A 19,550-nucleotide genomic window follows, 5' to 3' on the forward strand; every position below is an offset into this window, starting at 1 on the left:
CGGCCGCGCTCGCGCAGGAGTTCGACGGCGCGGCGCGCACGCGCGCATTCAGCCTGCTCGGCACGACCTTCGGCATCGGGCTCGCGTTCGGGCCGGTGCTCGCCGGCGCGCTGATCGGGCAATACGGCTGGCGCGCGATCTTCGTGACGAGCGCGGTGGCCGGCGGGCTGTCGCTCGTATTCGGGCTGCCGCGCATGCACGAGTCGCGCGACCCGCATGCGACGGGGCTCGACTGGCCCGGCACGGCCGCGTTCACCACCGCGCTGACGCTGTTCACGTTCGGCGTGATCGAGGCGCCCGCGCGCGGCTGGTCGAGCCCGCTGGTGATCGCGCTGCTGGCAGGCGCGGCGCTCGGCGCGGGCGCGTTCGTCGCGATCGAGACGCGCGTCGCGCGGCCGATGCTTGACCTGTCGCTGTTCCGGATCGCGCGCTTCGTCGGCGTGCAGGTGCTGCCGGTGTCGACCTGCTGCTGCTATATCGTGCTGCTCGTCGTGCTGCCGCTGCGCTTCATCGGTATCGACGGCTTCAGCGAGATCGACGCCGGCTGGCTGATGCTCGCGATTTCCGCGCCGATGCTGATCGTGCCGTTCATCGCGGCGACGCTCACGCGCTGGCTGTCGGCCGGCGTGATCTCGGGGTTCGGGCTCCTGATCGCGGCAGCCGGGCTCGTGTGGCTGGGCATCGCGCTGCGCGGCGGCGCGGGGGCCGCGGCGATCGCGCCGATGATCGTGATCGGCGTCGGGGCCGGGATGCCGTGGGGGCTGATGGACGGGCTGTCGGTGAGCGTCGTGCCGAAGGAGCGCGCGGGGATGGCGACGGGGATCTTCAGCACGACGCGCGTGGCTGGCGAAGGGATCGCGCTCGCGATCGTCGGTGCGGTGCTGGCTGGGCTCGCGCGGACGGGGCTGATGCAGGCGGCGGGCGCCGCCGGCACGCCTGAAGCGACGCTGCGTGCGGCGGCGCGGCTCGCGACCGGTGATCTCGCGGGTGCGGCGGTTGCGTTGCCGGGAGTCGGGCATGCGGCGCTGCTCGCGAGTTACACGCATGCGTTCGATCGGTTGTTGATCGGACTGGCGGTCGTGACGGTGCTGTGTGCGGGGGTGGTGTTTGCGTTTCTGGGTGGGCGACCGGCGGCGACTGAAACGGATGACGACACTGACGAGCACGTGCATGCCGACGTGTCGGCGCGCAGCCGGATCGAACCAGCTTGTGCGGAGATGCCCGCGCGTTGAGCGTCGCGTCGTCGCGCACGGACGCTCCGGCCACGGCGGCCGGAGCGTCGTCCATCCTGGTTCATCATCGCCGCATTCGCACGCTGACGATCCGCCTTGCCCCTCAAGCCAGCACCAGCGGCGGCAGCGTCGCATCCGCCCGTGCCTGGGCATGCGCCACTTCAACCACCACATAGCGCCGCGCATCGGGCCACAGATGCGCATGGCTTCCCGCCTCCTCGTCGATCGTCGCATGGCCCTGCACGAGCCAGGTCGTCTGCCGCACGAAGTCGACGAACAGCAGCGCGATGGCCGGATTCACCAGCAGGTTGCCGATCGTGTTGAACAGGTGGTTGCCCGCGAAGTCGGGCAGCACGAGCGTGCGTCGGTCGGGCAGGTCGACGAGCGGCTCGAACGAGCCGTCCGCGCGCGGCTGGCGGCCGCGGTACGAGCAGTCGCTGTTGCCGGCCGCGTCGGCGGTCGCGACGATCAGGAACGCCTGCTCGCGGATGAACGCGATGGCGTCGTCGGTCAGGGGGCCGCGGTCGTTCATGGTGTCGGTCGGCGCACGCGCCGCTGCATGGGAATGCGAACGGCGCACGCAAGCGACATGCCACGCGGCCCGGCCTGCCTCCGCGCGCGGATGCACCCGCGCACTGTGGAGATTTCGAACACCGTCCGGGCGTGCTGCGCAACCATGCTGTTCAGAATCGGCACACCCGCCATGCTGCGTCGGTGAACACGGCACGGTGCGCACGCGGGCCGGCCGCGGTTGCCGTGCTTCCGTCCTGTTTGGCACGCATGTTGCGTAAACGAGGGCAGCGCAATTCCAACCGGCGCTGTACTCACACAAGCACGATGAACAGGAGACATGTATGAACCCGTTTGACCTGAAGCAACTGGGCCTCGACGTCGAATACCCGTACCGTCAGCAATACGACAACTACATCGGCGGCAAGTGGGTTCCGCCGGTGAAAGGTGAGTACTTCGAGAACGTGTCGCCGATCAACGGCCAGCCGTTCTGTCGCATCCCGCGCTCGGGCGCCGACGACATCGAGCTCGCGCTCGACGCCGCGCATGCCGCACGCCGCAAGTGGGGCAAGACGTCGGTTGCCGAGCGCGCGAACCTGCTGCTCGCCGCCGCCGACCGGATGGAAAAGAACCTGAAGCTGCTGGCCGTGGCCGAGACGATCGACAACGGCAAGCCGCTGCGCGAGACGATGGCGGCCGACCTGCCGCTCGCGATCGACCACTTCCGCTATTTCGCGGGCTGCATCCGCGCGCAGGAAGGCGGCATCTCCGAAATCGACGACAACACCGTCGCGTACCACTTCCACGAGCCGCTCGGCGTCGTCGGCCAGATCATCCCGTGGAACTTCCCGCTGCTGATGGCCGCATGGAAGCTCGCGCCGGCGCTCGCGGCCGGCTGCTGCGTGGTGATGAAGCCGGCCGAGCAGACGCCCGCGTCGGTGCTGGTGCTGATGGAGCTGATCGGCGACCTGTTCCCGGCCGGCACGATCAACATCGTGAACGGCTTCGGCAAGGAAGCGGGCGAAGCGCTCGCGACCAGCAAGCGCATCGCGAAGATCGCGTTCACCGGCTCGACGCCGGTCGGCAAGCACATCCTGCGCGCGGCGGCCGACAGCCTGATCCCGTCGACGGTCGAACTGGGCGGCAAGAGCCCGAACATCTTCTTCGCCGACGTGCTCGACCAGGACGACGCGTTCCTCGACAAGGCGCTCGAAGGGCTCGCGATGTTCGCGCTGAACCAGGGCGAAGTGTGCACGTGCCCGTCGCGGATCCTGATCCAGGAATCGATCTACGAGAAGTTCATCGAGAAGGCGGTCGCGCGGGTCGAGCGCATCAAGGCCGGCCATCCGCTCGACCTGCAGACGATGATCGGCGCGCAGGCGTCGCAGCAGCAGCTCGACAAGATCCTGTCGTACATCGACATCGGCCGCGGCGAAGGCGCGCAATGCCTGACCGGCGGCGAGCGCACGGCACCGGCGGCGGAACTCGGCACGGGCTACTACGTGAAGCCGACGATGCTGCTCGGCAACAACAAGATGCGCGTGTTCCAGGAAGAGATCTTCGGGCCGGTCGCGTCGGTGATGACGTTCAAGGACGAGCAGGACGCGATCGAACTCGCGAACGACACGTTCTACGGGCTCGGCGCGGGCGTGTGGACGCGCAACGGCACGCGCGCGTACCGGATGGGCCGCGAGGTCGAAGCCGGCCGCGTGTGGACCAACTGCTACCACCTGTATCCCGCGCATGCGGCGTTCGGTGGCTACAAGCAGTCGGGGATCGGCCGCGAGACGCACAAGATGGCGCTGTCGAACTATCAGCAGACGAAGTGCCTGCTGGTGAGCTATCAGGCCGAGGCGCTCGGGTTCTTCTGATCCGTGCGCGGGCGTCCTGGCCGGCCGGCGGTGGTATGCGTCGGCCGGTCGGGGCGCTGTCTCGAGCGGTAAAGCTTCGGATACCGGAGGGTCGTCGGACGCGTGTCGCGCCGGGCGGCGGTGGCTGCCTGGCCGACGACCGGTGCGCGGATGCGTGCGGCGCGACCGACCGGCGATCCGGAGCTTGACCGTTTCCGCCCATTCGCATTTGCAATCTGGTTCCGGCCGCGGATTGTCGCGGTCTTCGCCGGAAACGATACCGATGGTCGTTTGCTCGCGGCGGCAAGTCGAGCCGGCGCACCGGACGTAAAACTCCATGTCAGAACCGCCCCGATCCTATCCGCGCCATCCCGTGTTCCACGCGGGTGAACTCGACGCGCATCACCGCTTCGGCGTCGCCGACGAGGCCGAGCGGATGAGCGACGTCGTGACGACGCGGCTGAGCATGGGCGTGCGGCAGTTCATCGAGACGCAGCCATTCATGTTCGTCGGCACGGCGTGCGGCGGGCAGGCGGGCGTGACCTGCGACATCGTGCAGAGCCGGCGCAACGCGAACGGTGACCTGCTGCCGGTCGTGCGCGTGATCGATACGAAGACGCTGCGCTTCGTGTTGCCGGTGTACGGCGAGAGCGACGGTGGCCGGATCGATGCGGCGCGGTGTAATGGCAGCGGCGTCGGGTTGCTGTTCGTCGACTTCGTGCGCGGTATCCGTTACCGGATCAACGGGCGCGCGACGCTGCGGACGGATCTGTCCGAGGCGGACGCGGCGCCGTGGCCGGCCGGCAGCGCGATCGTCGAGTTGGCGGTCGCGCAGGCGTACGGCAATTGCGGCACGCGCGTCGTGCGGTTGCGGCCCGCGAACGGTGGCTAGCCGGCCGTCGCGCATTGCCGGGCGGGCGGCGCGTACCGGATGCGCCGGCGCGGCGCGTGCCGCACCGACGGGGTGCGTGCGACAAGGCGTTCGGGCATGCCCGCATGGCGCGTCCGTGCCGCGCAGCGTCGAATGACGGACTTTGCGCGGGTCGCGCGCTGTTCGGCACGGGACTTGCGTGGCAGGTGCGGTTCCGGGCAGGTGAGGGAGGACACGATGGACCAATACGTGGCGTGCAGCGAAGAACCGACGGCCGAAGACACGCGGCGCAACGCGCAGGGCGACGATGCGCTGGCCGGGCAGGCGGTCGTCAGCGTCGCGCATGACGCCGACGAGCAGGCGCGCAACCTGATCGGCTGGCGGCAGACCTACGACCAGCTCGCGGCCGGCCGATTCGTCGGCACATTGACCGAGCTGCCGCTCGACACGATGAAGCTGTTTCGCGAATCGACGAGCCACCTGCTGCGCCAGGCGTGTGAGGTGCGCGGCGACGCGTACTGGTTCGGCATCCCGCTCGTGAGCGACGGCACCGCGCGCGTCGATGCGTGCCGCATCGGGCCGGGTGCGCTCGCGTTCCGGCCCGGCAACGTCGAATTCGAACTGGTGACGCCCGCGCAGTTCTCGATCTACGGCGTCGTCGTGCGCGGCGACGTGCTGCGCCGCTATGCGGAAGAGGTCGAACACCGCGCGCTCGACGAGCGGCTGTTCACGCAGCGCGTGATGCAGGTTGGCGATGCGCGGCTCGCGCGCCTGTGCGCGCTGCTCGGCCGCCGGCTCGACGGCGCGATGGCGATGGCCGGCCCGCTGGCCGATGCGCAGCGCGACGACCTGCAGGCCGAGGTGCTGGCTGCGCTGTTCGACGCGTGCGCGCAGCCGGCCGACGACGATTCGGGCCGTGCGCCGTCGATGCGCCGCTGGATCGTCGAACAGGCGCGCGACTACGTGCTCGCGCACCGCACGCGCCCGGTCGGCGTGCCCGAGCTGTGCGAGCAGTTGCACGTGAGCCGGCGCACGCTGCAGTACTGCTTCCAGGACGTGCTCGGCATGGCGCCCGCGACCTATCTGCGCACGTTGCGGCTGAACGGCGCGCGGCGCGACCTGTGCGGCCGCGCTGCCGGTTCGGTGCAGGACGTGGCGGAGGCGTGGGGCTTCTGGCATCTCAGCCAGTTCGCGACGGATTACCGGCGGCTGTTCGGCAAGCGGCCGTCGGAGACGCTGCGCGAGCGCGGGGTGATGGCGGCGGGGTGAGCGCGGGTTGGTAGTCGAAGTGGTTCTGGTTTAGACGCCGCATTCGGCACCGGCTCAGGCTCAGGCTCAGGCTCAGGCTCAGGCTCAGGCTCAGGCTCAGGCTCAGGCGACACGTCCACGCAGCGACGCTTTCAGCCTCGCAACCGGCCGCCGCTCCCGGTTTCCCTATTCGGCCGTAGCCGCCGTTTCGCGCGGCGCGGGCCACGCCAGCGCATCCCAGTCGATCGCGCGATAGGCGGCCTCGACCGCCGCGAGATCGGCCGGCCGTTCGCTGCGATGCATCCCGCGCAATTCAGCGGGCACGTCGAGCGCGACCGGCACGCAATGCGGATAGTCGCGCACGCGCAGCGTCGGCCCGATCGTCGTGAAGCACGCGAGCGTCGGCACGTCGAAACCGTCGGCGAGATGCAGCGCTGCCGTGTCGGGCGCGAACAGCACGCTGGCACCCTTGATCCATGCCATGAACCGGGCCGTACCGCCGGCCGCATCGGCGCTCACGTCGACATAGGCGGGATGCGCGACGGGCCAGAACCCGGCTACCGGCAACCCGTAGCGCTGCACGAGCTGCTCGACGATCGTCGCCTGCAGTGCCGGCGGCACGCTGCGCAACGCGGTGCTCGCGGTCGCGCAGAACAGCACGTACGGGCGTTGCCATTGCGCAGGCAACGCAGGCAGCGGCAACTGCGCGAGCCAGCGGTTGCGCTTGGCCGACGCCGGCACCGACGCGGGCTCCACGCCGAGCGCGTCGAGGAAGAAGTCGATCATCGGCAGCCGCGCGAACGCGGGCCAGTACAGGTGATTGCCGACGTCGATGCACGGCGCGTCCGCCGGCAGCGCGCCGGCGGGGTACGGCAGTGCGCGCGACGGCGCGACGCTGTCGGCAGCGAGCGCATACAGCGCCTCGACATAACCCGGCGCGCAGGCCGGTCGATACAGCGTGAAGTGCAGGCCCGGGTGCGCGGCGCGCAACGCGGCGAGTGCCGTGAGCCCGATCACCGAATCGCCGAGCGTGACACCCATCCCGTTGATCACGTGTACGTGCCGTGCACGGTCGTAGTCGAGCCTGAACGGCTGGTGCGCGGCGTGCAGCAGGCCACGTGCGGGCGCGGCCGGCACGTGGCCGACAGCACGCGCGCCGCCGTGCTCCAGGTCGTAAGGCGCGACGAGCGTGCCGTCCGGCGCGAGCAGCGTGCCGGGGTACGTGAGTGCGGCGTCGTGCGACAGCGCGACGGCGTGCGGCGCGGCGTGCATGTCCACCGTCACCCACCGCGTGCGCGGCGGCCCTGTTCGCGGATCTGTTCGAGTGTCGCGGCCGGCGTGCTGGCGTCCTGAGGGATGCGGATCTCGATCAGCGCGGGCAGCCCGCAGGTCAGTGCGCGCTCGAGCGCGGGCGCGAAATCGGCGGTGCGCTCGACGGTCTCGCCATGTGCGCCGAACGCACGCGCATACGCGGCGAAATCGGGATTCGTGAGCCCCGTGCCATGCACGCGCCCCGGGTAGTTGCGTTCCTGATGCATGCGGATCGTGCCGAAATGCCCGTTGTTGACGACGATCACGACGATGTTCAGCCCGTACTGCATCGCGGTCGCGAGCTCGTTGCCGGCCATCATGAAGCAGCCGTCGCCCGCGAGCGCGACGACGGCGCGCGACGGGTACAGCGACTTCGCGGCAAGCGCGGCCGGCACGCCGTAGCCCATCGCGCCGCTGGTCGGCGCGAGCTGAGAGCGGAAGTGCCGGTACGCGAAGTGGCGATGCAGCCAGATCGCATAGTTGCCGGCGCCGTTGGTGAGGATCGCGTCATGCGGCAGGCGCTCGCGCAGTTGCACCATCACGTCGCCGAGCTGGACGTCGCCGGGCATCGGCAGCGGCGCATGCCATTCGCGATACGCGCGATGCGCGTCGGCAGCGGTGCCGGCCCATGCGGGGTGTTCGGGCGGCTCGAGCGCGGCGAGCGGCGCGGCGATTTCGGGCATGCCCGACACGATCGGCAGGTCGGCCGCATACACGCGGCCAAGCTCGTCCGCGCCCTGATGTACGTGGATCAGCGTCTGGCGCGTCTTCGGGATGTCGAGCAGCGTGTAGCCGCCGGTCGTCGCTTCGCCGAGGCGCGGCCCGATCACGAGCAGCAGGTCGGCGTCGCGGATGCGCTTCGCGAGCGCGGGGTTGATCCCGAGCCCGACGTCGCCGGCGTAATTCGGGTGCGCGTTGTCGATCGTGTCCTGGTAGCGGAACGCACAGGCCACCGGCAGCTGCCAGCGCTCGACGAAGGTGCGCAGGTTCGCGCACGCGTCGGGTGTCCAGCCGCTGCCGCCGACGATCGCGAACGGCCGCTCGGCGCGCGCGAGCCGCTCGCGCAGCTCGTCGAGCTGCGCGGCCGACGGCGCGGCCGCGACGCGTTTCGCGGCCGGCACGACCGGCTGCGGCGCGCACGCTTCGGACAGCACGTCTTCCGGCAGCGCGAGCACGACCGGGCCGGGGCGGCCGGACGTCGCGACGTGGAACGCATGGCTCAGGTATTCGGGGATACGACGCGGGTCGTCGATCTGCGCGACCCATTTCGCCATCTGGCCGAACATCCGCCGGTAGTCGATTTCCTGGAAGGCTTCGCGGTCGAGGTGCTCGCGTGCGCACTGGCCGACGAACAGGATCATCGGCGTCGAATCCTGGAACGCGGTGTGCACGCCGATCGACGCATGGGTCGCGCCGGGGCCGCGTGTGACGAACGCGATGCCGGGGCGGCCGGTGAGCTTGCCGACGGCCTCGGCCATGTTCGCGGCGGCCGCCTCGTGGCGGCAGACGACCGTCTGGATGCGCGCGGTGTCGTCCGCCAGCGCATCGAGTACGGCGAGGAAACTCTCGCCCGGCACGCAGAACACGCGTTCGACGTGATTGGCGAGCAACGCATCGACGAGCAGTCGCGCGCCGGTGGTGGCGGGCTGCTCGAGATCCTTGGAATGCGACATGGGCTGCCGTCTCCCTGGGTAGCGGGACGTACAGCTTACGCCGGTTGGCGGGGCGCCGGTACGCCGGCTGCTGAAAAGTGTCGGAACGAGGGGGAATAGATCGGACGGCCGTGGAGAAGGGAAGGCATGCTGGATCGCCGGTGGTGCGCGATGGCCAAAAGGCCGGCTTGTGGGCGATAGCCCGATGATGGAAAGTAGGGGCAACAAGGATCCAGCCAAATTTCCGTTTCACCCTCCGCGAATATGTCGCCCAATTAACAATAAAATGGGAACTCATTCAATAGTAAAATTTGCGTCGAAACGACTGACGAAATCAAGGAACGGCATGACAACCGAGACGATCGACCAGAAGACGCTCACCCAGCTCGTCGAAGCGGGCGCCGTACGTGCGGCGCGAGTGGTCGGCTGCGGCAACGGCTGGGCGCTGTCGGCCCGCTGTGGTGCGAACGACCGCTTCCTGTCGGCCAAACGCGGCGATGTGCGCGTGTTCCGTCGCTTTGAAACGCTGGTCGGCTTTTTGCGCGACATCGGCATCAGCCGGTTCGATGTCGATGCGGCCGGCTTCGATCCGGAGGCGCCCGGCCGGACGACCCGGCCCGATCGTGCCGAGGCGCTGAAAGTGGCCCACGAAGCGGCCGCTCACGATCGCTGGTTTCGCGAGCAGGTGCAGCAGGCGCTGGACGACCCGCGCCCCTCGATTCCCGACGCAGAAGTCAGGGCCGGGTTTGAGGCACGTCGCGATGCGCTGCGTCGGAGGATTGCCGGCAAGCAGGGTGATGCTTCTTGACCCTCGCACTGCACTGGCATCCGAAGGCGTACGAGGATCGCGTTGCGATCCTCGACTATATCGGTCAGGACAATCCACTGGCCGCGCTGGAACTGGACGAACTGCTGGAGGCAAAGGCCGCGTCGCTGCCGGCGCGCGCGGAGCTGTATCGACTGGGGCGCGTGCCGGACACGCGCGAACTGGTGATCGCGCCGAATTATGTACTGGTGTATCGCATTCGGCCAGCCGACGGCATCGTGGAGATTCTCCGTGTACTGCATGCGCGCCGGCAGTGGCCGTGACGCGCCGCACTCAGCACTCGACGATATTCACCGCCAGCCCGCCGCGCGACGTTTCCTTGTACTTCGTCTTCATGTCGGCACCCGTCTCGCGCATCGTCTTGATCACGGAGTCGAGCGACACGTAGTGCGAGCCGTCCCCGCGCAGCGCCATGCGCGCCGCGTTGACCGCCTTCACCGACGCCATCGCGTTGCGCTCGATGCACGGGATCTGCACCATCCCGCCGACCGGGTCGCAGGTGAGGCCGAGGTTGTGTTCCATCCCGATCTCGGCCGCGTTCTCGACCTGTTGCGGCGTGCCGCCGAGTACGGCCGCGAGCGCGCCGGCCGCCATCGAGCACGCGACGCCCACTTCGCCTTGGCAACCGACTTCCGCGCCGGAGATCGACGCATTCAGCTTGTAAAGAATGCCGATCGCGGCGGCCGTCAGCAGGAAGTCGATCACGCCCTGTTCGTTCGCGCCGGGCGTGAAGCGCGTGTAGTAGTGCAGCACGGCCGGGATGATGCCGGCCGCACCGTTGGTCGGCGCGGTGACGACGCGGCCGCCGGCCGCGTTTTCCTCGTTGACCGCGATCGCGTACAGGTTGATCCAGTCGATCATCGACAGCGGATCCTGCAGCGCGCGCTCGGGGCTGCCCGTCAGCGTGCGGTACAGCTGCGGCGCGCGGCGCTTGACCTGGAACGGGCCGGGCAGGTTGCCGTCGGCTTCCGGGTTGCCGATCCCGCAGCCGCGCGACACGCACGACTGCATCACGGCCCAGATCTTCAGCAGGCCGTCGCGCGTCTCTTCCTCGGTGTGCCACGCGCGCTCGTTTTCCCACATCAGCTGCGCGATCGACTTGCCGGTCGACTCGGTCAGCGCGAGCAGCTCGGCGCCGGTGCGGAACGGGTGGGTCATCTGCTCGGCCGCGCTCAGCACCTTCGTGTTGGGCGCGCCGGCCGTCACGACGAAGCCGCCGCCGACCGACAGGTAGGTGCGCTCGACCAGCACGTTGCCGCTCGCGTCGGACGCGCGCAGCTTCATCCCGTTCGGGTGCTCGGGCAGCGCCTGACGGTAGAACGCGATGTTCTCCTTCAGCACGAACGGCACCGGATGCGTGCCGAGCAGCGCGAGCTGCTTCGATTTGCGGATGTCTTCCAGCCGCGCGTCGATCGTGTCGGGATCGACGGTGTCGGGCGCGTCGCCGAGCAGGCCGAGCATCACGCCGCGATCGGTGCCGTGGCCCTTGCCGGTCGCGCCGAGCGAGCCGTACAGCTCGACCTTCACGTGGGCCGTCGCCGCGAGTTGCCCGTCACGCTCGAGTCCCTGGACGAACATCAGCGCCGCGCGCATCGGCCCGACCGTATGCGAGCTGGACGGACCGATGCCGATCTTGAAGAGGTCAAAGACGCTGACTGCCATAGTGATTTCTGCCTTGCTTTAAGAATAATGCTAGCGCGCCTGCAATGGCAGGCACGCGGCGAGCCATGCGGGCGGCGTTGGGGAAAGCTGCTGCGCGACGCGGGCGTAGCGCCCGTCGAGCCGCGCGGCCAGATGAAAGAGTTCGGTGGCGTTTTTCGGGTCCCACTGCCCCGTGTAGCCCGGCAGGCCGGCCTCGCGGCGCTTCGCGTCGAACGGCACCGGCGAATTCACGAATTCCTCGTGCGTTTTTTCGCCGAGCGCGTACGGCACGAGCCAGTCGAGCGCGGCCGCGAGCGACGCGCCGTTCGCGCCCCGTTCGCGCAGCCAGTTGCGGTTGAAGCGGCGCGCGGCGAGCGCGGCCGTCACCAGCGGCTGCAGGTCGTAGACCGCGTAATGCAGCGCATCGCGTTCCTCGAAATCCCAGGTCTTGCCGTCCGGGCCGATGTTGTCGGCGAGATGCTCGACGAACAGCCGCTGCGCGGCGTTCATCATCTTGCGGTCGCCGAGCGTGAACGCGGACAGCGCGATCAGCTTGATCCGGTGGCTCTGCCAGTTGTTGCGCCAGGTGCCCGTGAGCGGACGCTTCTGCGCGTCGATCTGCGCGACGTAGCCGGCGCCGAGCTTCGCGATGAACGCGGCCGTCGCGTTGCGGGTCTTCACCGGCAGCGCGCTCGCGGTCATGTCGTACGCGACGATCAGGCTTTCGAAGCGCGTCTCGTCGATCGGGTTGAAGCTCGGCTGGTAGGTCGCGACCCACGCGGACAGGAAGCGGTCGACGAGCTGCAGGTAGCGCGGCGCGTTCGTCACGCGCCACGCGAGCGCGGCATCGCGCATCAGGTCGAGATCCTTCAGCGCGGCGGCACTCTGGTCGTAGATGCCTTCATGCGGCAGCGTGCCCTCGGTGTGCACGCGCGCCATCGCCTTCGGCTGCTCGCCGATGCGCGCGTCGACGCTGCGGATCAGTGCCTGGATGCCCGGCTCGGCCTGTGTCGTCTCGCTCGCCTGCAGTGCCGGCGCCGCGCAGAAATTCATCGCCGCGCGCGCGCTGCCGGACGCGCCGAGACCGGCGGCGGCAAACGACAGCGACGCGACGAGCATCGGCACGACGCGGCGCGCGCGCGGCCGCCCTTGCATTGCACCATGGCCCGGAAACATCGGACGCACCATGCGGAACTCCTTCTTTGGCTGGATCGCGTGTGATGTTAGCCGGATTGGCGGACGAACGTGAACCGGTTCGAGCGGCGAACAAAAAACCGCACGCAACTCCGGGTTGCGTGCGGTGCGGTCACCATCCGGCGGCTCCTGGCCTGGCGTGCGTTATGCGTATTCCGACATCGGCACGCACGAGCAGAACAGGTTGCGGTCGCCGTAGACGTTGTCCGCGCGGCCGACCGGCGGCCAGTACTTGTTCGTGCCCAGCGACGCCACCGGGTACGCAGCCTGCTCGCGCGAGTACGCGTGCGGCCATTCGTTCGCGGTGACGACGGCCGCGGTGTGCGGTGCGTGACGCAGCGGGTTGTCCTCGCGGTCGGCGCGGCCTTCCTCGACGGCGCGGATTTCGTCGCGGATCGCGATCATCGCGGCGATGAAGCGGTCGAGTTCTTCCTGCGATTCCGATTCGGTCGGCTCGACCATCAGCGTGCCCGGCACCGGGAAGCTCATCGTCGGCGCGTGGAAGCCATAGTCCATCAGGCGCTTCGCGACGTCGTCGACGGTGATGCCGCTCGATTCCTTGATCGGACGCAGGTCGAGAATGCACTCGTGCGCGACCAGCCCGCCCGGGCCCGAATACAGCACCGGGTAGTGCGGCGCGAGGCGCTTCGCGATGTAGTTCGCGTTGAGGATCGCGGTTTCCGTCGCGGCGGTCAGGTTCTTCGCGCCCATCATCGCGATGTACATCCACGAGATCGGCAGGATCGACGCCGAACCGTACGGCGCGGCCGATACCGCGCCGATGCCGTCTTCCTCACGCGTGTAGCCGGTCGAACGCTGGTTCGGCAGGAACTTCGCGAGGTGCGCGCCGACCGCGACCGGACCGACGCCCGGGCCGCCACCGCCGTGCGGGATGCAGAAGGTCTTGTGCAGGTTCAGGTGCGACACGTCGCCGCCGAACTGGCCCGGCGCGGTCAGGCCGACCATCGCGTTCATGTTCGCGCCGTCGACGTACACCTGGCCGCCGTGCGCATGGACGATCTCGCAGATCTCGCGGACGTTCTGCTCGAACACGCCGTGCGTCGACGGGTACGTGATCATGATTGCCGCGAGGTCCTTCGCGTGCGCGTCGGCCTTCGCCTTCAGATCGGCGATGTCGACGTTGCCCTGTGCATCGCATGCGACGACCACGACCTTCATGCCGGCCATGTGCGCGGATGCCGGGTTCGTGCCGTGGGCGGACGCCGGGATCAGGCACACGTCGCGATGGGCTTCGCCGCGCGATGCGTGGTAAGCGTGAATGATCAGCAGGCCCGCGTACTCGCCCTGCGAGCCCGCGTTCGGCTGCAGCGACACGGCCGCGTAGCCGGTGGCCGCGACGAGCATCTGCTCGAGCTGGTCGATCATCTCGCGGTAGCCGACGGTCTGGTCGGCCGGCGCGAACGGGTGGATCCGGCCGAACTCGGGCCACGTGACGGGCAGCATTTCCGAGGTCGCGTTCAGCTTCATCGTGCACGAGCCGAGCGGGATCATCGAGCGGTCGAGCGCGAGATCCTTGTCCGACAGGCTGCGCAGGTAGCGCAGCATTTCGGTTTCGGAATGGTGGCGGTTGAACACGTGGTGCGTCAGGTACGCGCTCGTGCGCTCGAGGCCGGCCGGCAGCGCGGGGACGCCGGCGAGGCCCGCGTCCAGCGCGTCGACGGCCGGTGCGGTGCCGCCCGCGGCTTGCGCGAACACGGCGAGGAGATCGGCGAGGTCGTCGCGCGTCGTCGTTTCGTCGACCGATACGCCGACTTGCGTGTCGCTCACGCGGCGCAGGTTGATGCGCTTCGCCTTCGCGAATTCGTGGACCTGCGCGGTGCGCGCGCCGGTGTCGATCGTCAGCGTGTCGAAGAACGTGTCGTTGACGGTCGCGAAGCCGAGCTGCTTCACGCCCGCGGCGAGCAGCGCCGCGATGCGGTTCACGCGCAGCGCGATCGTCTTCAGGCCGTGCGGGCCGTGGTAGACCGCGTACATGCTGGCCATGATCGCGAGCAGCGCCTGCGCGGTACACACGTTCGACGTCGCCTTCTCGCGGCGGATGTGCTGTTCGCGCGTCTGCAGCGCGAGGCGCAGCGCGGGCTTGCCCTGCGCGTCGACCGTCACGCCGACGAGGCGGCCCGGCATCTGGCGCTTGAATTCGTCACGCACCGCGAGATATGCGGCGTGCGGGCCGCCGAAGCCCATCGGCACGCCGAAGCGCTGCGTGTTGCCGATCGCGACGTCCGCACCCCAGTCGCCCGGCGGCGTGAGCACGGTCAGCGCGAGCAGGTCGGCCGCGACGACCACGTGGCCGCCGGCCGCGTGGATCGCTTCGGTGAGCGCGCGGTAGTCGCGCACGTCGCCGTTCACGCCCGGGTACTGCAGCAGCACGCCGAACGCATTCGCTTGCGCGGCGTCGGTGGCCGGGCCGGTCTTGACCTCGATGCCGACCGGCAGCGCGCGCGTGCGGATCACTTCGAGCGTTTGCGGCAGCACGTCGTCGGCGACGTAGAACACGTTCGATGCCGGCTTGCCGGTGCGCTGCAGCAGCGTCATCGCTTCGGCGGCGGCGGTGGCTTCGTCGAGCAGCGACGCGTTCGAGATCGCGAGGCCGGTGAGGTCGGCGACCATCTGCTGGAAGTTCAGGAGCGCCTCGAGGCGACCCTGGGAAATTTCGGGCTGGTACGGCGTGTAGGCCGTGTACCACGCCGGGTTTTCGAGCACGTTGCGCAGGATGACGGCCGGCGTGTGCGTGTCGTGGTAACCCTGACCGATATACGAGCGGAACACCTGGTTCTTGTCCGCGAGAACCCGCAGCGCGGCGAGGGCTTCGGCTTCGCTCTTCGGCTGCGCGAACGGGCCGAGCGGCAGCGTTTCGGCGCGGCGGATCGAGGCCGGGATCACGGCGTCGATCAGGGCGGCGCGCGACGGGAAGCCGAGCGTGTCGAGCATGGCCTGCTGGCTGGCGGCGTCGGGGCCGATGTGGCGTTCGGCGAACGCGTCGTGCGTTTCGAGCGCGGCGAGCGAGAGGGGCGTGCGGTTCATCAGGCGGTCCGGGTGTTCGAGCTTCATGGCGTTCCTTGGTCGGCCCGGGCGAGCGCTGCAGCGCTGGCTCGGGCCCCATGCTTTGCGGTCGACCCGGGCGGCGCGTTGACGCCGGCCCGGGTTCCGCGCGGGGCAGGGCGGCTGACCCGTCCCGCGCGATTCAGGGAAATTAGTCGATCAGCTTGCTGTACGCGTCAGCGTCGATCAGCTTGTCGGTCGACGCGCCGGCCGCGAGCTTGATCTTGAACAGCCAAACGCCGTACGCGTCGCTGTTCACTTCTTCCGGCGAATTGGCGGCATCTTCGTTGATCGCGACGACCTCGCCGGATACCGGCGAGTAGATGTCGGATGCGGCCTTCACCGATTCGACGACGCCGACGGCGTCGCCCGCCGTCACCGACTTGCCGACTTGCGGCAGTTCGAGGAAGACGATGTCGCCGAGCGTGCTCTGCGCGTGATCGGTGATGCCGACCGTCAGCGTGCCGTCCGCCTCGGTGCGGATCCATTCGTGTTCGTCGGTGTATTTCAGCTCGGCCGGGACGTTGCTCATCGGATGCTCCTGGTAAAAGGGTGTGTTCGTTTTGCTGGCGCGCCGCCGGGGCGCGCCGGGTGTGGTGTTGCGTCGGGCGCCATCTCCCGGCTTCCCGGGAGGCGGGCCTCCCGGCCGTTACGCAGCGAGGACCTTGCCGTTGCGCACGAACGGCAGTTTTACCACGCGCGCGGGAAGATTCTTGTCGCGAATTTGCACCTGGACGAGGTCGCCGATCTGGACGGCCGCCGGCACGCGCGCGAACGCGATCGATTCCTGCATCGACGGCGAGAACGTGCCGCTCGTGATCTCGCCTTCGCCGTGCGGCGTGACGACCTTCTGGTGCGCGCGCAGCACGCCGCCGGCCTTGCCGTTTTCCTTCTGCAGGATCAGGCCGACGAACGCGGCGCGGGTGCCGTTGGCTTCCAGTGCGGCGCGGCCGACGAAGTCGCGCGGCGCGGAGAGATCGACCGTCCACGCGAGGCCCGCGTCGAGCGGCGACACGGTGTCGTCCATGTCCTGGCCGTACAGGTTCATGCCGGCCTCGAGGCGCAGCGTGTCGCGCGCGCCGAGCCCGCACGGGCGCACGCCGTTTTGCTGCAGCGCGTTCCACAGCGCTTCGACGTGCACGGCCGGGACGATCACTTCGAAACCGTCTTCACCGGTGTAGCCGGTGCGCGCGACGGTGAGATCGCCGAACGGCGTGCCGGCGACCTGCGCGGCGTTGAACGGCTTCAGTTCGCTGGTGGCGGCGCGCGCGGCGGGCACGGTCGCCCAGGTCTTTTCGCGGGCGTTCGGGCCCTGAACGGCGATGATCGCGAAATCGCGGCGCGGCGTAATCGTGACGCCGAAGCCGCCTTGCTCGTTCAGCTGGTTGAACCACGCGATGTCTTTCTCGGCCGTGCCGGCGTTGACGACGACGCGGAAGAATTCTTCGGTGAAGTAGTAGACGATCAGGTCGTCGATGACGCCGCCCTGCGGATTGAGCAGGCACGAGTAGAGGGCCTTGCCGGGCGTCTTGAGCTTGCCGACGTTGTTCGCGATCGCATGCTCGAAGAACGCGCGCACGCGGCTGCCGGTGAAATCGACGACGCACATGTGCGACACGTCGAACATGCCGGCGTCGGTGCGCACGGCTTCATGTTCTTCGATCTGCGAGCCGTAGTTGACGGGCATGTCCCAGCCGCCGAAGTCGACCATGCGGGCATTGAGCGCGCGGTGCGCGGCGTTGAGCGGGGTGTGATTCAGTGCAGTCATCGAGGCCTCAGGCAAGGCGCTTGCGCGCGGATCAGAACGGCCATGTGCCGACCACCGCGGCCGATGGCCTGCGAGCGATCCGGTACATGCCCCTCTGTCCTCGATACCTGAGAGATTGCGCTGCCGGCCAGGCCTGGCGAACGCGCGCCCCTTCGGTGGGCAGCTTGCCCGCGCAGCGGATGCGCTGCGGGCTACTGCCGCTCTCCAGAGTGCGGGGAGAGTGCGGCCCGCGCAATGCGCGGACGGGATTCCCCGACGCGGTCGGTCCTTTTGCCTGAGAGTTTGCGGGTGTGCCCCTTCGGCGGCGCAACCGGCTGAAACAGCCCGGTTACACGCTCTCCCGACGCGTGCGGGCGACTGTACGCGAGCGGGTGGGCCTTGTCAATTTGAGCAAAAGAATGTCGCTTCGCGACAAGCGGCGGCAACCGGCGCCGCCGCTTTTTCCGCTCCGGCGGGCGCCGGTGCGTTACTCGCCGATCGCGCGCGCGGCCGTGTCGAGTTCCTGGTTCAGCACGCGCTGCTCGTCGCCGGACAGGCCGCCGCTGTGCTGCGCGGACATGTCGTTCGATTCCTGGCGGATCACGTCGAGGCGATGATGAAGCTGCGCGCCGTAAGGCGGCGGGTAGTAGCCGCCGTTCACGCGTGCATCGATGCGGCGGTGCAGGTTGTCGATCCGGCCCTGGATCTGCTGCATCCGCTCGTTCGCGACGACCTGCGGATTCGGCCGCGGCGGGGGCGCCGGGCGGACCGGCTGCTGCGGCTGCACGATACAGGCCGCAAGCGAGGAAACCAGGACGCAGCACGCTGCTGCGCGAATCAACCGTTGCATCAACATTCTCCTGACGGATTGGTGTCGGATCGACTTTTTCGAGAAACGCATCAGACCAGTCTGCCGCTGACTTTCGTTCCCCCGGCATTTGTAACCGAATGTTCCGGCTGATCCCGCTGCACCGGCGCCGGCCGGCCGCTACCGGCCGGCGCGCGGTGTCAGATCGTGCGGCGCACGAACGGCAGCCGGCGGCCGTCGTGCTCGCTCTGCGCGGCGAGCTCGATGATCGTCATCACGTCGACGGCGTCCTGCGCGGTGACGGGGAACGGCACGCCGTCGCGGATCGACGCGGCGAGCGCGCGGTAGAACTCCGCGTACTGGCCATCGAGCGTCGGCACCGGGCGCTCGACCTCGACTTCGCCGTCGAGCACGCGCAGCAGGCCGGGCGGGTTGCCGCCGCCGAATTCGACGTCGTCGGCGGTGAGGCCGGCCTTGAGCTGGTCTTCCTGCGTGTCGAGCCCGAACTTCTGATAACTGCCGCGCGTGCCGTGCAGCGTGAAGCGCGCGGGTTCGATCGCCGACAGCGCGCTCGCATGCAGCGTGACGTCCTTGTCCGGATAGCCGAGCTGCAGGTGCACGAAATCGGGCGCCGTGCCGTTGTCGCGGCGCGTCTTGACGGTCGCGCTCACCGTTTCCGGCAGGCCGAACAGCGCGAGCGCCTGGTCGATCAGGTGCGGGCCGAGGTCGAGCAGCAGGCCGCCGCCGCGAGCCGGCTCCTCGCGCCAGCGCGTGCGCGGCGTCGGGCGGAAGCGGTCGAAGTGCGACTCGAAACGGGTGATGCGGCCGAGCTCGCCCGATTTGACGATGTCGCGCACGGTGAGGAAATCGCCGTCCCAGCGGCGGTTGTGGAACGGCGCGAACAGCCGGCTGCGCGCGTTCGCGAGCCGCGCGAGCGCGAGCGCCTCGTCGGCGGTGAGCGTGACGGGCTTGTCGACGACCACGTGGCGGCCCGCTTCGAGCACCTGGCGCGCGAGCGCGAAGTGCGTGTCGTTCGGCGTGGCGATCACCACGCACTCGATGTCATCGAGGCCGAGCAGCGTGTCGAGATCGGGGACGACGCGCGCGCCCGGATACGCCGCCTGCGCGCGATCGGGCTGACCCGTCGCGATCGCGGCGACTTCAGTGCGGCCGCTCGTGGCGATCACGGGCGCGTGGAACGTCGCGCCGGCGAAACCGAAACCCATCAAACCAATCCTGAGCAATGACGACATGGCAATTCCTGGCTGCGAAGGAAACTAAAGGATGGCGCGCCGGGACGGCGCGAAGACGACCGGCTATTTTGGCATGGCGCCGCCGCTTGCACCGGCGCGTTCGGGCGAAATGCGCGATGCGATGCGGCGCTTGCGCAAGGAAAGCCGGCATTTTGCGCGGGCCGGGGAGCCGCGCGCGCGGGGTTGCATGCCTGCCCGTGCGATGAACGGCTGCCGCGGGGGCGCCGCCCGGCGTCATACGGTCGCCCGCCGCAGCACGGCGGCGGCGACCTGCGCGGCCCACACCGCGCAGGCGGTTGCGCTGGGGTGGAAGCCGTCGGTGGCCATCAGGTGGCGCTCGAGCG

At 69.1% G+C, this 19,550-nt stretch carries 16 protein-coding genes and 2 riboswitches; of the genes, 6 read left to right on the plus strand and 10 right to left on the minus strand.

Annotated features, from left to right (window positions below; all coding sequences use genetic code 11):
- The coding region (locus G3N98_RS31295; RefSeq protein WP_206150357.1) for an MFS transporter at positions 1 to 1,232 on the plus strand (1,232 nt) is incomplete at its 5' end.
- 103 nt (positions 1,233 to 1,335) lie between these two features.
- On the opposite strand, the gene G3N98_RS31300 is transcribed toward G3N98_RS31295, so the two are convergent.
- Complete coding sequence (locus tag G3N98_RS31300; protein WP_175237723.1) at positions 1,336 to 1,764, minus strand: pyridoxamine 5'-phosphate oxidase family protein; 429 nt, start codon at positions 1,762 to 1,764, stop codon at positions 1,336 to 1,338.
- A 322-nt stretch (positions 1,765 to 2,086) separates the two neighbouring features.
- On the opposite strand from G3N98_RS31300, the gene G3N98_RS31305 reads away from it, so the two are divergent.
- From G3N98_RS31305 to G3N98_RS31315, 3 genes are all read left to right on the plus strand, one after another.
- Positions 2,087 to 3,613, plus strand: coding sequence for an aldehyde dehydrogenase family protein (locus G3N98_RS31305; RefSeq protein WP_089424179.1), 1,527 nt, complete (start codon positions 2,087 to 2,089; stop codon positions 3,611 to 3,613).
- Positions 3,614 to 3,929: 316 nt separating this feature from the next.
- The gene (locus G3N98_RS31310) at positions 3,930 to 4,484 is read left to right on the plus strand and encodes a hypothetical protein (protein WP_206150358.1); all 555 of its coding nucleotides are present in this window, start codon (positions 3,930 to 3,932) and stop codon (positions 4,482 to 4,484) included.
- 216 nt (positions 4,485 to 4,700) lie between these two features.
- The gene (locus G3N98_RS31315) at positions 4,701 to 5,732 is read left to right on the plus strand and encodes a helix-turn-helix domain-containing protein (protein ID WP_206150359.1); all 1,032 of its coding nucleotides are present in this window, start codon (positions 4,701 to 4,703) and stop codon (positions 5,730 to 5,732) included.
- Positions 5,733 to 5,897: 165 nt separating this feature from the next.
- On the opposite strand, the gene G3N98_RS31320 is transcribed toward G3N98_RS31315, so the two are convergent.
- A complete protein-coding gene (locus G3N98_RS31320) occupies positions 5,898 to 6,995 on the minus strand; it encodes an ADP-heptose--LPS heptosyltransferase (protein ID WP_206150360.1) in 1,098 nt (365 codons plus the stop codon).
- Positions 6,992 to 8,695 (minus strand): thiamine pyrophosphate-binding protein, encoded by a 1,704-nt coding sequence (locus G3N98_RS31325; protein ID WP_175237728.1) that lies wholly within the window; start codon positions 8,693 to 8,695, stop codon positions 6,992 to 6,994. The genes G3N98_RS31320 and G3N98_RS31325 overlap by 4 nt, the downstream gene beginning before the upstream one ends.
- Before the next feature lie 325 nt (positions 8,696 to 9,020).
- Between G3N98_RS31325 and G3N98_RS31330 the strand changes: the two genes are divergently transcribed.
- Entirely contained in the window at positions 9,021 to 9,482 is a 462-nt protein-coding gene (locus tag G3N98_RS31330) for a hypothetical protein (protein ID WP_206150361.1), read from the plus strand.
- Complete coding sequence (locus G3N98_RS31335; RefSeq protein WP_089424184.1) at positions 9,479 to 9,763, plus strand: type II toxin-antitoxin system RelE/ParE family toxin; 285 nt, start codon at positions 9,479 to 9,481, stop codon at positions 9,761 to 9,763. The genes G3N98_RS31330 and G3N98_RS31335 overlap by 4 nt, the downstream gene beginning before the upstream one ends.
- Before the next feature lie 10 nt (positions 9,764 to 9,773).
- Here the strand turns inward: G3N98_RS31335 and G3N98_RS31340 are convergent, their stop codons facing one another.
- From G3N98_RS31340 to G3N98_RS31370, 7 genes are all read right to left on the minus strand, one after another.
- The gene (locus G3N98_RS31340) at positions 9,774 to 11,162 is read right to left on the minus strand and encodes an L-serine ammonia-lyase (RefSeq protein ID WP_206150362.1); all 1,389 of its coding nucleotides are present in this window, start codon (positions 11,160 to 11,162) and stop codon (positions 9,774 to 9,776) included.
- A 30-nt stretch (positions 11,163 to 11,192) separates the two neighbouring features.
- The gene (locus tag G3N98_RS31345; protein WP_206150363.1) at positions 11,193 to 12,329 is read right to left on the minus strand and encodes an alginate lyase family protein; all 1,137 of its coding nucleotides are present in this window, start codon (positions 12,327 to 12,329) and stop codon (positions 11,193 to 11,195) included.
- A gap of 150 nt (positions 12,330 to 12,479) precedes the next feature.
- Positions 12,480 to 15,407, minus strand: coding sequence for an aminomethyl-transferring glycine dehydrogenase (gcvP, locus tag G3N98_RS31350; protein WP_206150364.1), 2,928 nt, complete (start codon positions 15,405 to 15,407; stop codon positions 12,480 to 12,482).
- 142 nt (positions 15,408 to 15,549) lie between these two features.
- Positions 15,550 to 15,930, minus strand: a complete 381-nt coding sequence (gene gcvH / locus G3N98_RS31355; RefSeq protein WP_089424187.1) for a glycine cleavage system protein GcvH — start codon at positions 15,928 to 15,930, stop codon at positions 15,550 to 15,552.
- Positions 15,931 to 16,047: 117 nt separating this feature from the next.
- Positions 16,048 to 17,166, minus strand: a complete 1,119-nt coding sequence (gene gcvT, locus G3N98_RS31360) for a glycine cleavage system aminomethyltransferase GcvT (RefSeq protein ID WP_206150365.1) — start codon at positions 17,164 to 17,166, stop codon at positions 16,048 to 16,050.
- An 84-nt stretch (positions 17,167 to 17,250) separates the two neighbouring features.
- A riboswitch (glycine riboswitch) is annotated at positions 17,251 to 17,384 on the minus strand.
- Between the two features lie 33 nt (positions 17,385 to 17,417).
- Positions 17,418 to 17,519: riboswitch (glycine riboswitch) on the minus strand.
- A gap of 113 nt (positions 17,520 to 17,632) precedes the next feature.
- The gene (locus tag G3N98_RS31365; RefSeq protein ID WP_011350564.1) at positions 17,633 to 17,995 is read right to left on the minus strand and encodes a hypothetical protein; all 363 of its coding nucleotides are present in this window, start codon (positions 17,993 to 17,995) and stop codon (positions 17,633 to 17,635) included.
- 158 nt (positions 17,996 to 18,153) lie between these two features.
- Positions 18,154 to 19,206 (minus strand): oxidoreductase, encoded by a 1,053-nt coding sequence (locus G3N98_RS31370; protein ID WP_206150366.1) that lies wholly within the window; start codon positions 19,204 to 19,206, stop codon positions 18,154 to 18,156.
- Positions 19,207 to 19,550: the final 344 nt, after the last annotated feature.

It is taken from the genome of Burkholderia sp. Tr-20390, from assembly GCF_017104595.1.
Lineage (GTDB): Bacteria > Pseudomonadota > Gammaproteobacteria > Burkholderiales > Burkholderiaceae > Burkholderia.

Coding starts and splice junctions, on each gene's coding strand:
- G3N98_RS31370 (WP_206150366.1), bottom strand. CDS start 19,206: ATGTCGTCATTGCTCAGGATTGGTTTGATGGGTTTCGGTTTCGCCGGC.
- G3N98_RS31345 (WP_206150363.1), bottom strand. CDS start 12,329: ATGGTGCGTCCGATGTTTCCGGGCCATGGTGCAATGCAAGGGCGGCCG.
- gcvT (WP_206150365.1), bottom strand. CDS start 17,166: ATGACTGCACTGAATCACACCCCGCTCAACGCCGCGCACCGCGCGCTC.
- G3N98_RS31315 (WP_206150359.1), top strand. CDS start 4,701: ATGGACCAATACGTGGCGTGCAGCGAAGAACCGACGGCCGAAGACACG.
- gcvP (WP_206150364.1), bottom strand. CDS start 15,407: ATGAAGCTCGAACACCCGGACCGCCTGATGAACCGCACGCCCCTCTCG.
- gcvH (WP_089424187.1), bottom strand. CDS start 15,930: ATGAGCAACGTCCCGGCCGAGCTGAAATACACCGACGAACACGAATGG.
- G3N98_RS31310 (WP_206150358.1), top strand. CDS start 3,930: ATGTCAGAACCGCCCCGATCCTATCCGCGCCATCCCGTGTTCCACGCG.
- G3N98_RS31365 (WP_011350564.1), bottom strand. CDS start 17,995: ATGCAACGGTTGATTCGCGCAGCAGCGTGCTGCGTCCTGGTTTCCTCG.
- G3N98_RS31340 (WP_206150362.1), bottom strand. CDS start 11,162: ATGGCAGTCAGCGTCTTTGACCTCTTCAAGATCGGCATCGGTCCGTCC.
- G3N98_RS31300 (WP_175237723.1), bottom strand. CDS start 1,764: ATGAACGACCGCGGCCCCCTGACCGACGACGCCATCGCGTTCATCCGC.
- G3N98_RS31325 (WP_175237728.1), bottom strand. CDS start 8,695: ATGTCGCATTCCAAGGATCTCGAGCAGCCCGCCACCACCGGCGCGCGA.
- G3N98_RS31330 (WP_206150361.1), top strand. CDS start 9,021: ATGACAACCGAGACGATCGACCAGAAGACGCTCACCCAGCTCGTCGAA.
- G3N98_RS31305 (WP_089424179.1), top strand. CDS start 2,087: ATGAACCCGTTTGACCTGAAGCAACTGGGCCTCGACGTCGAATACCCG.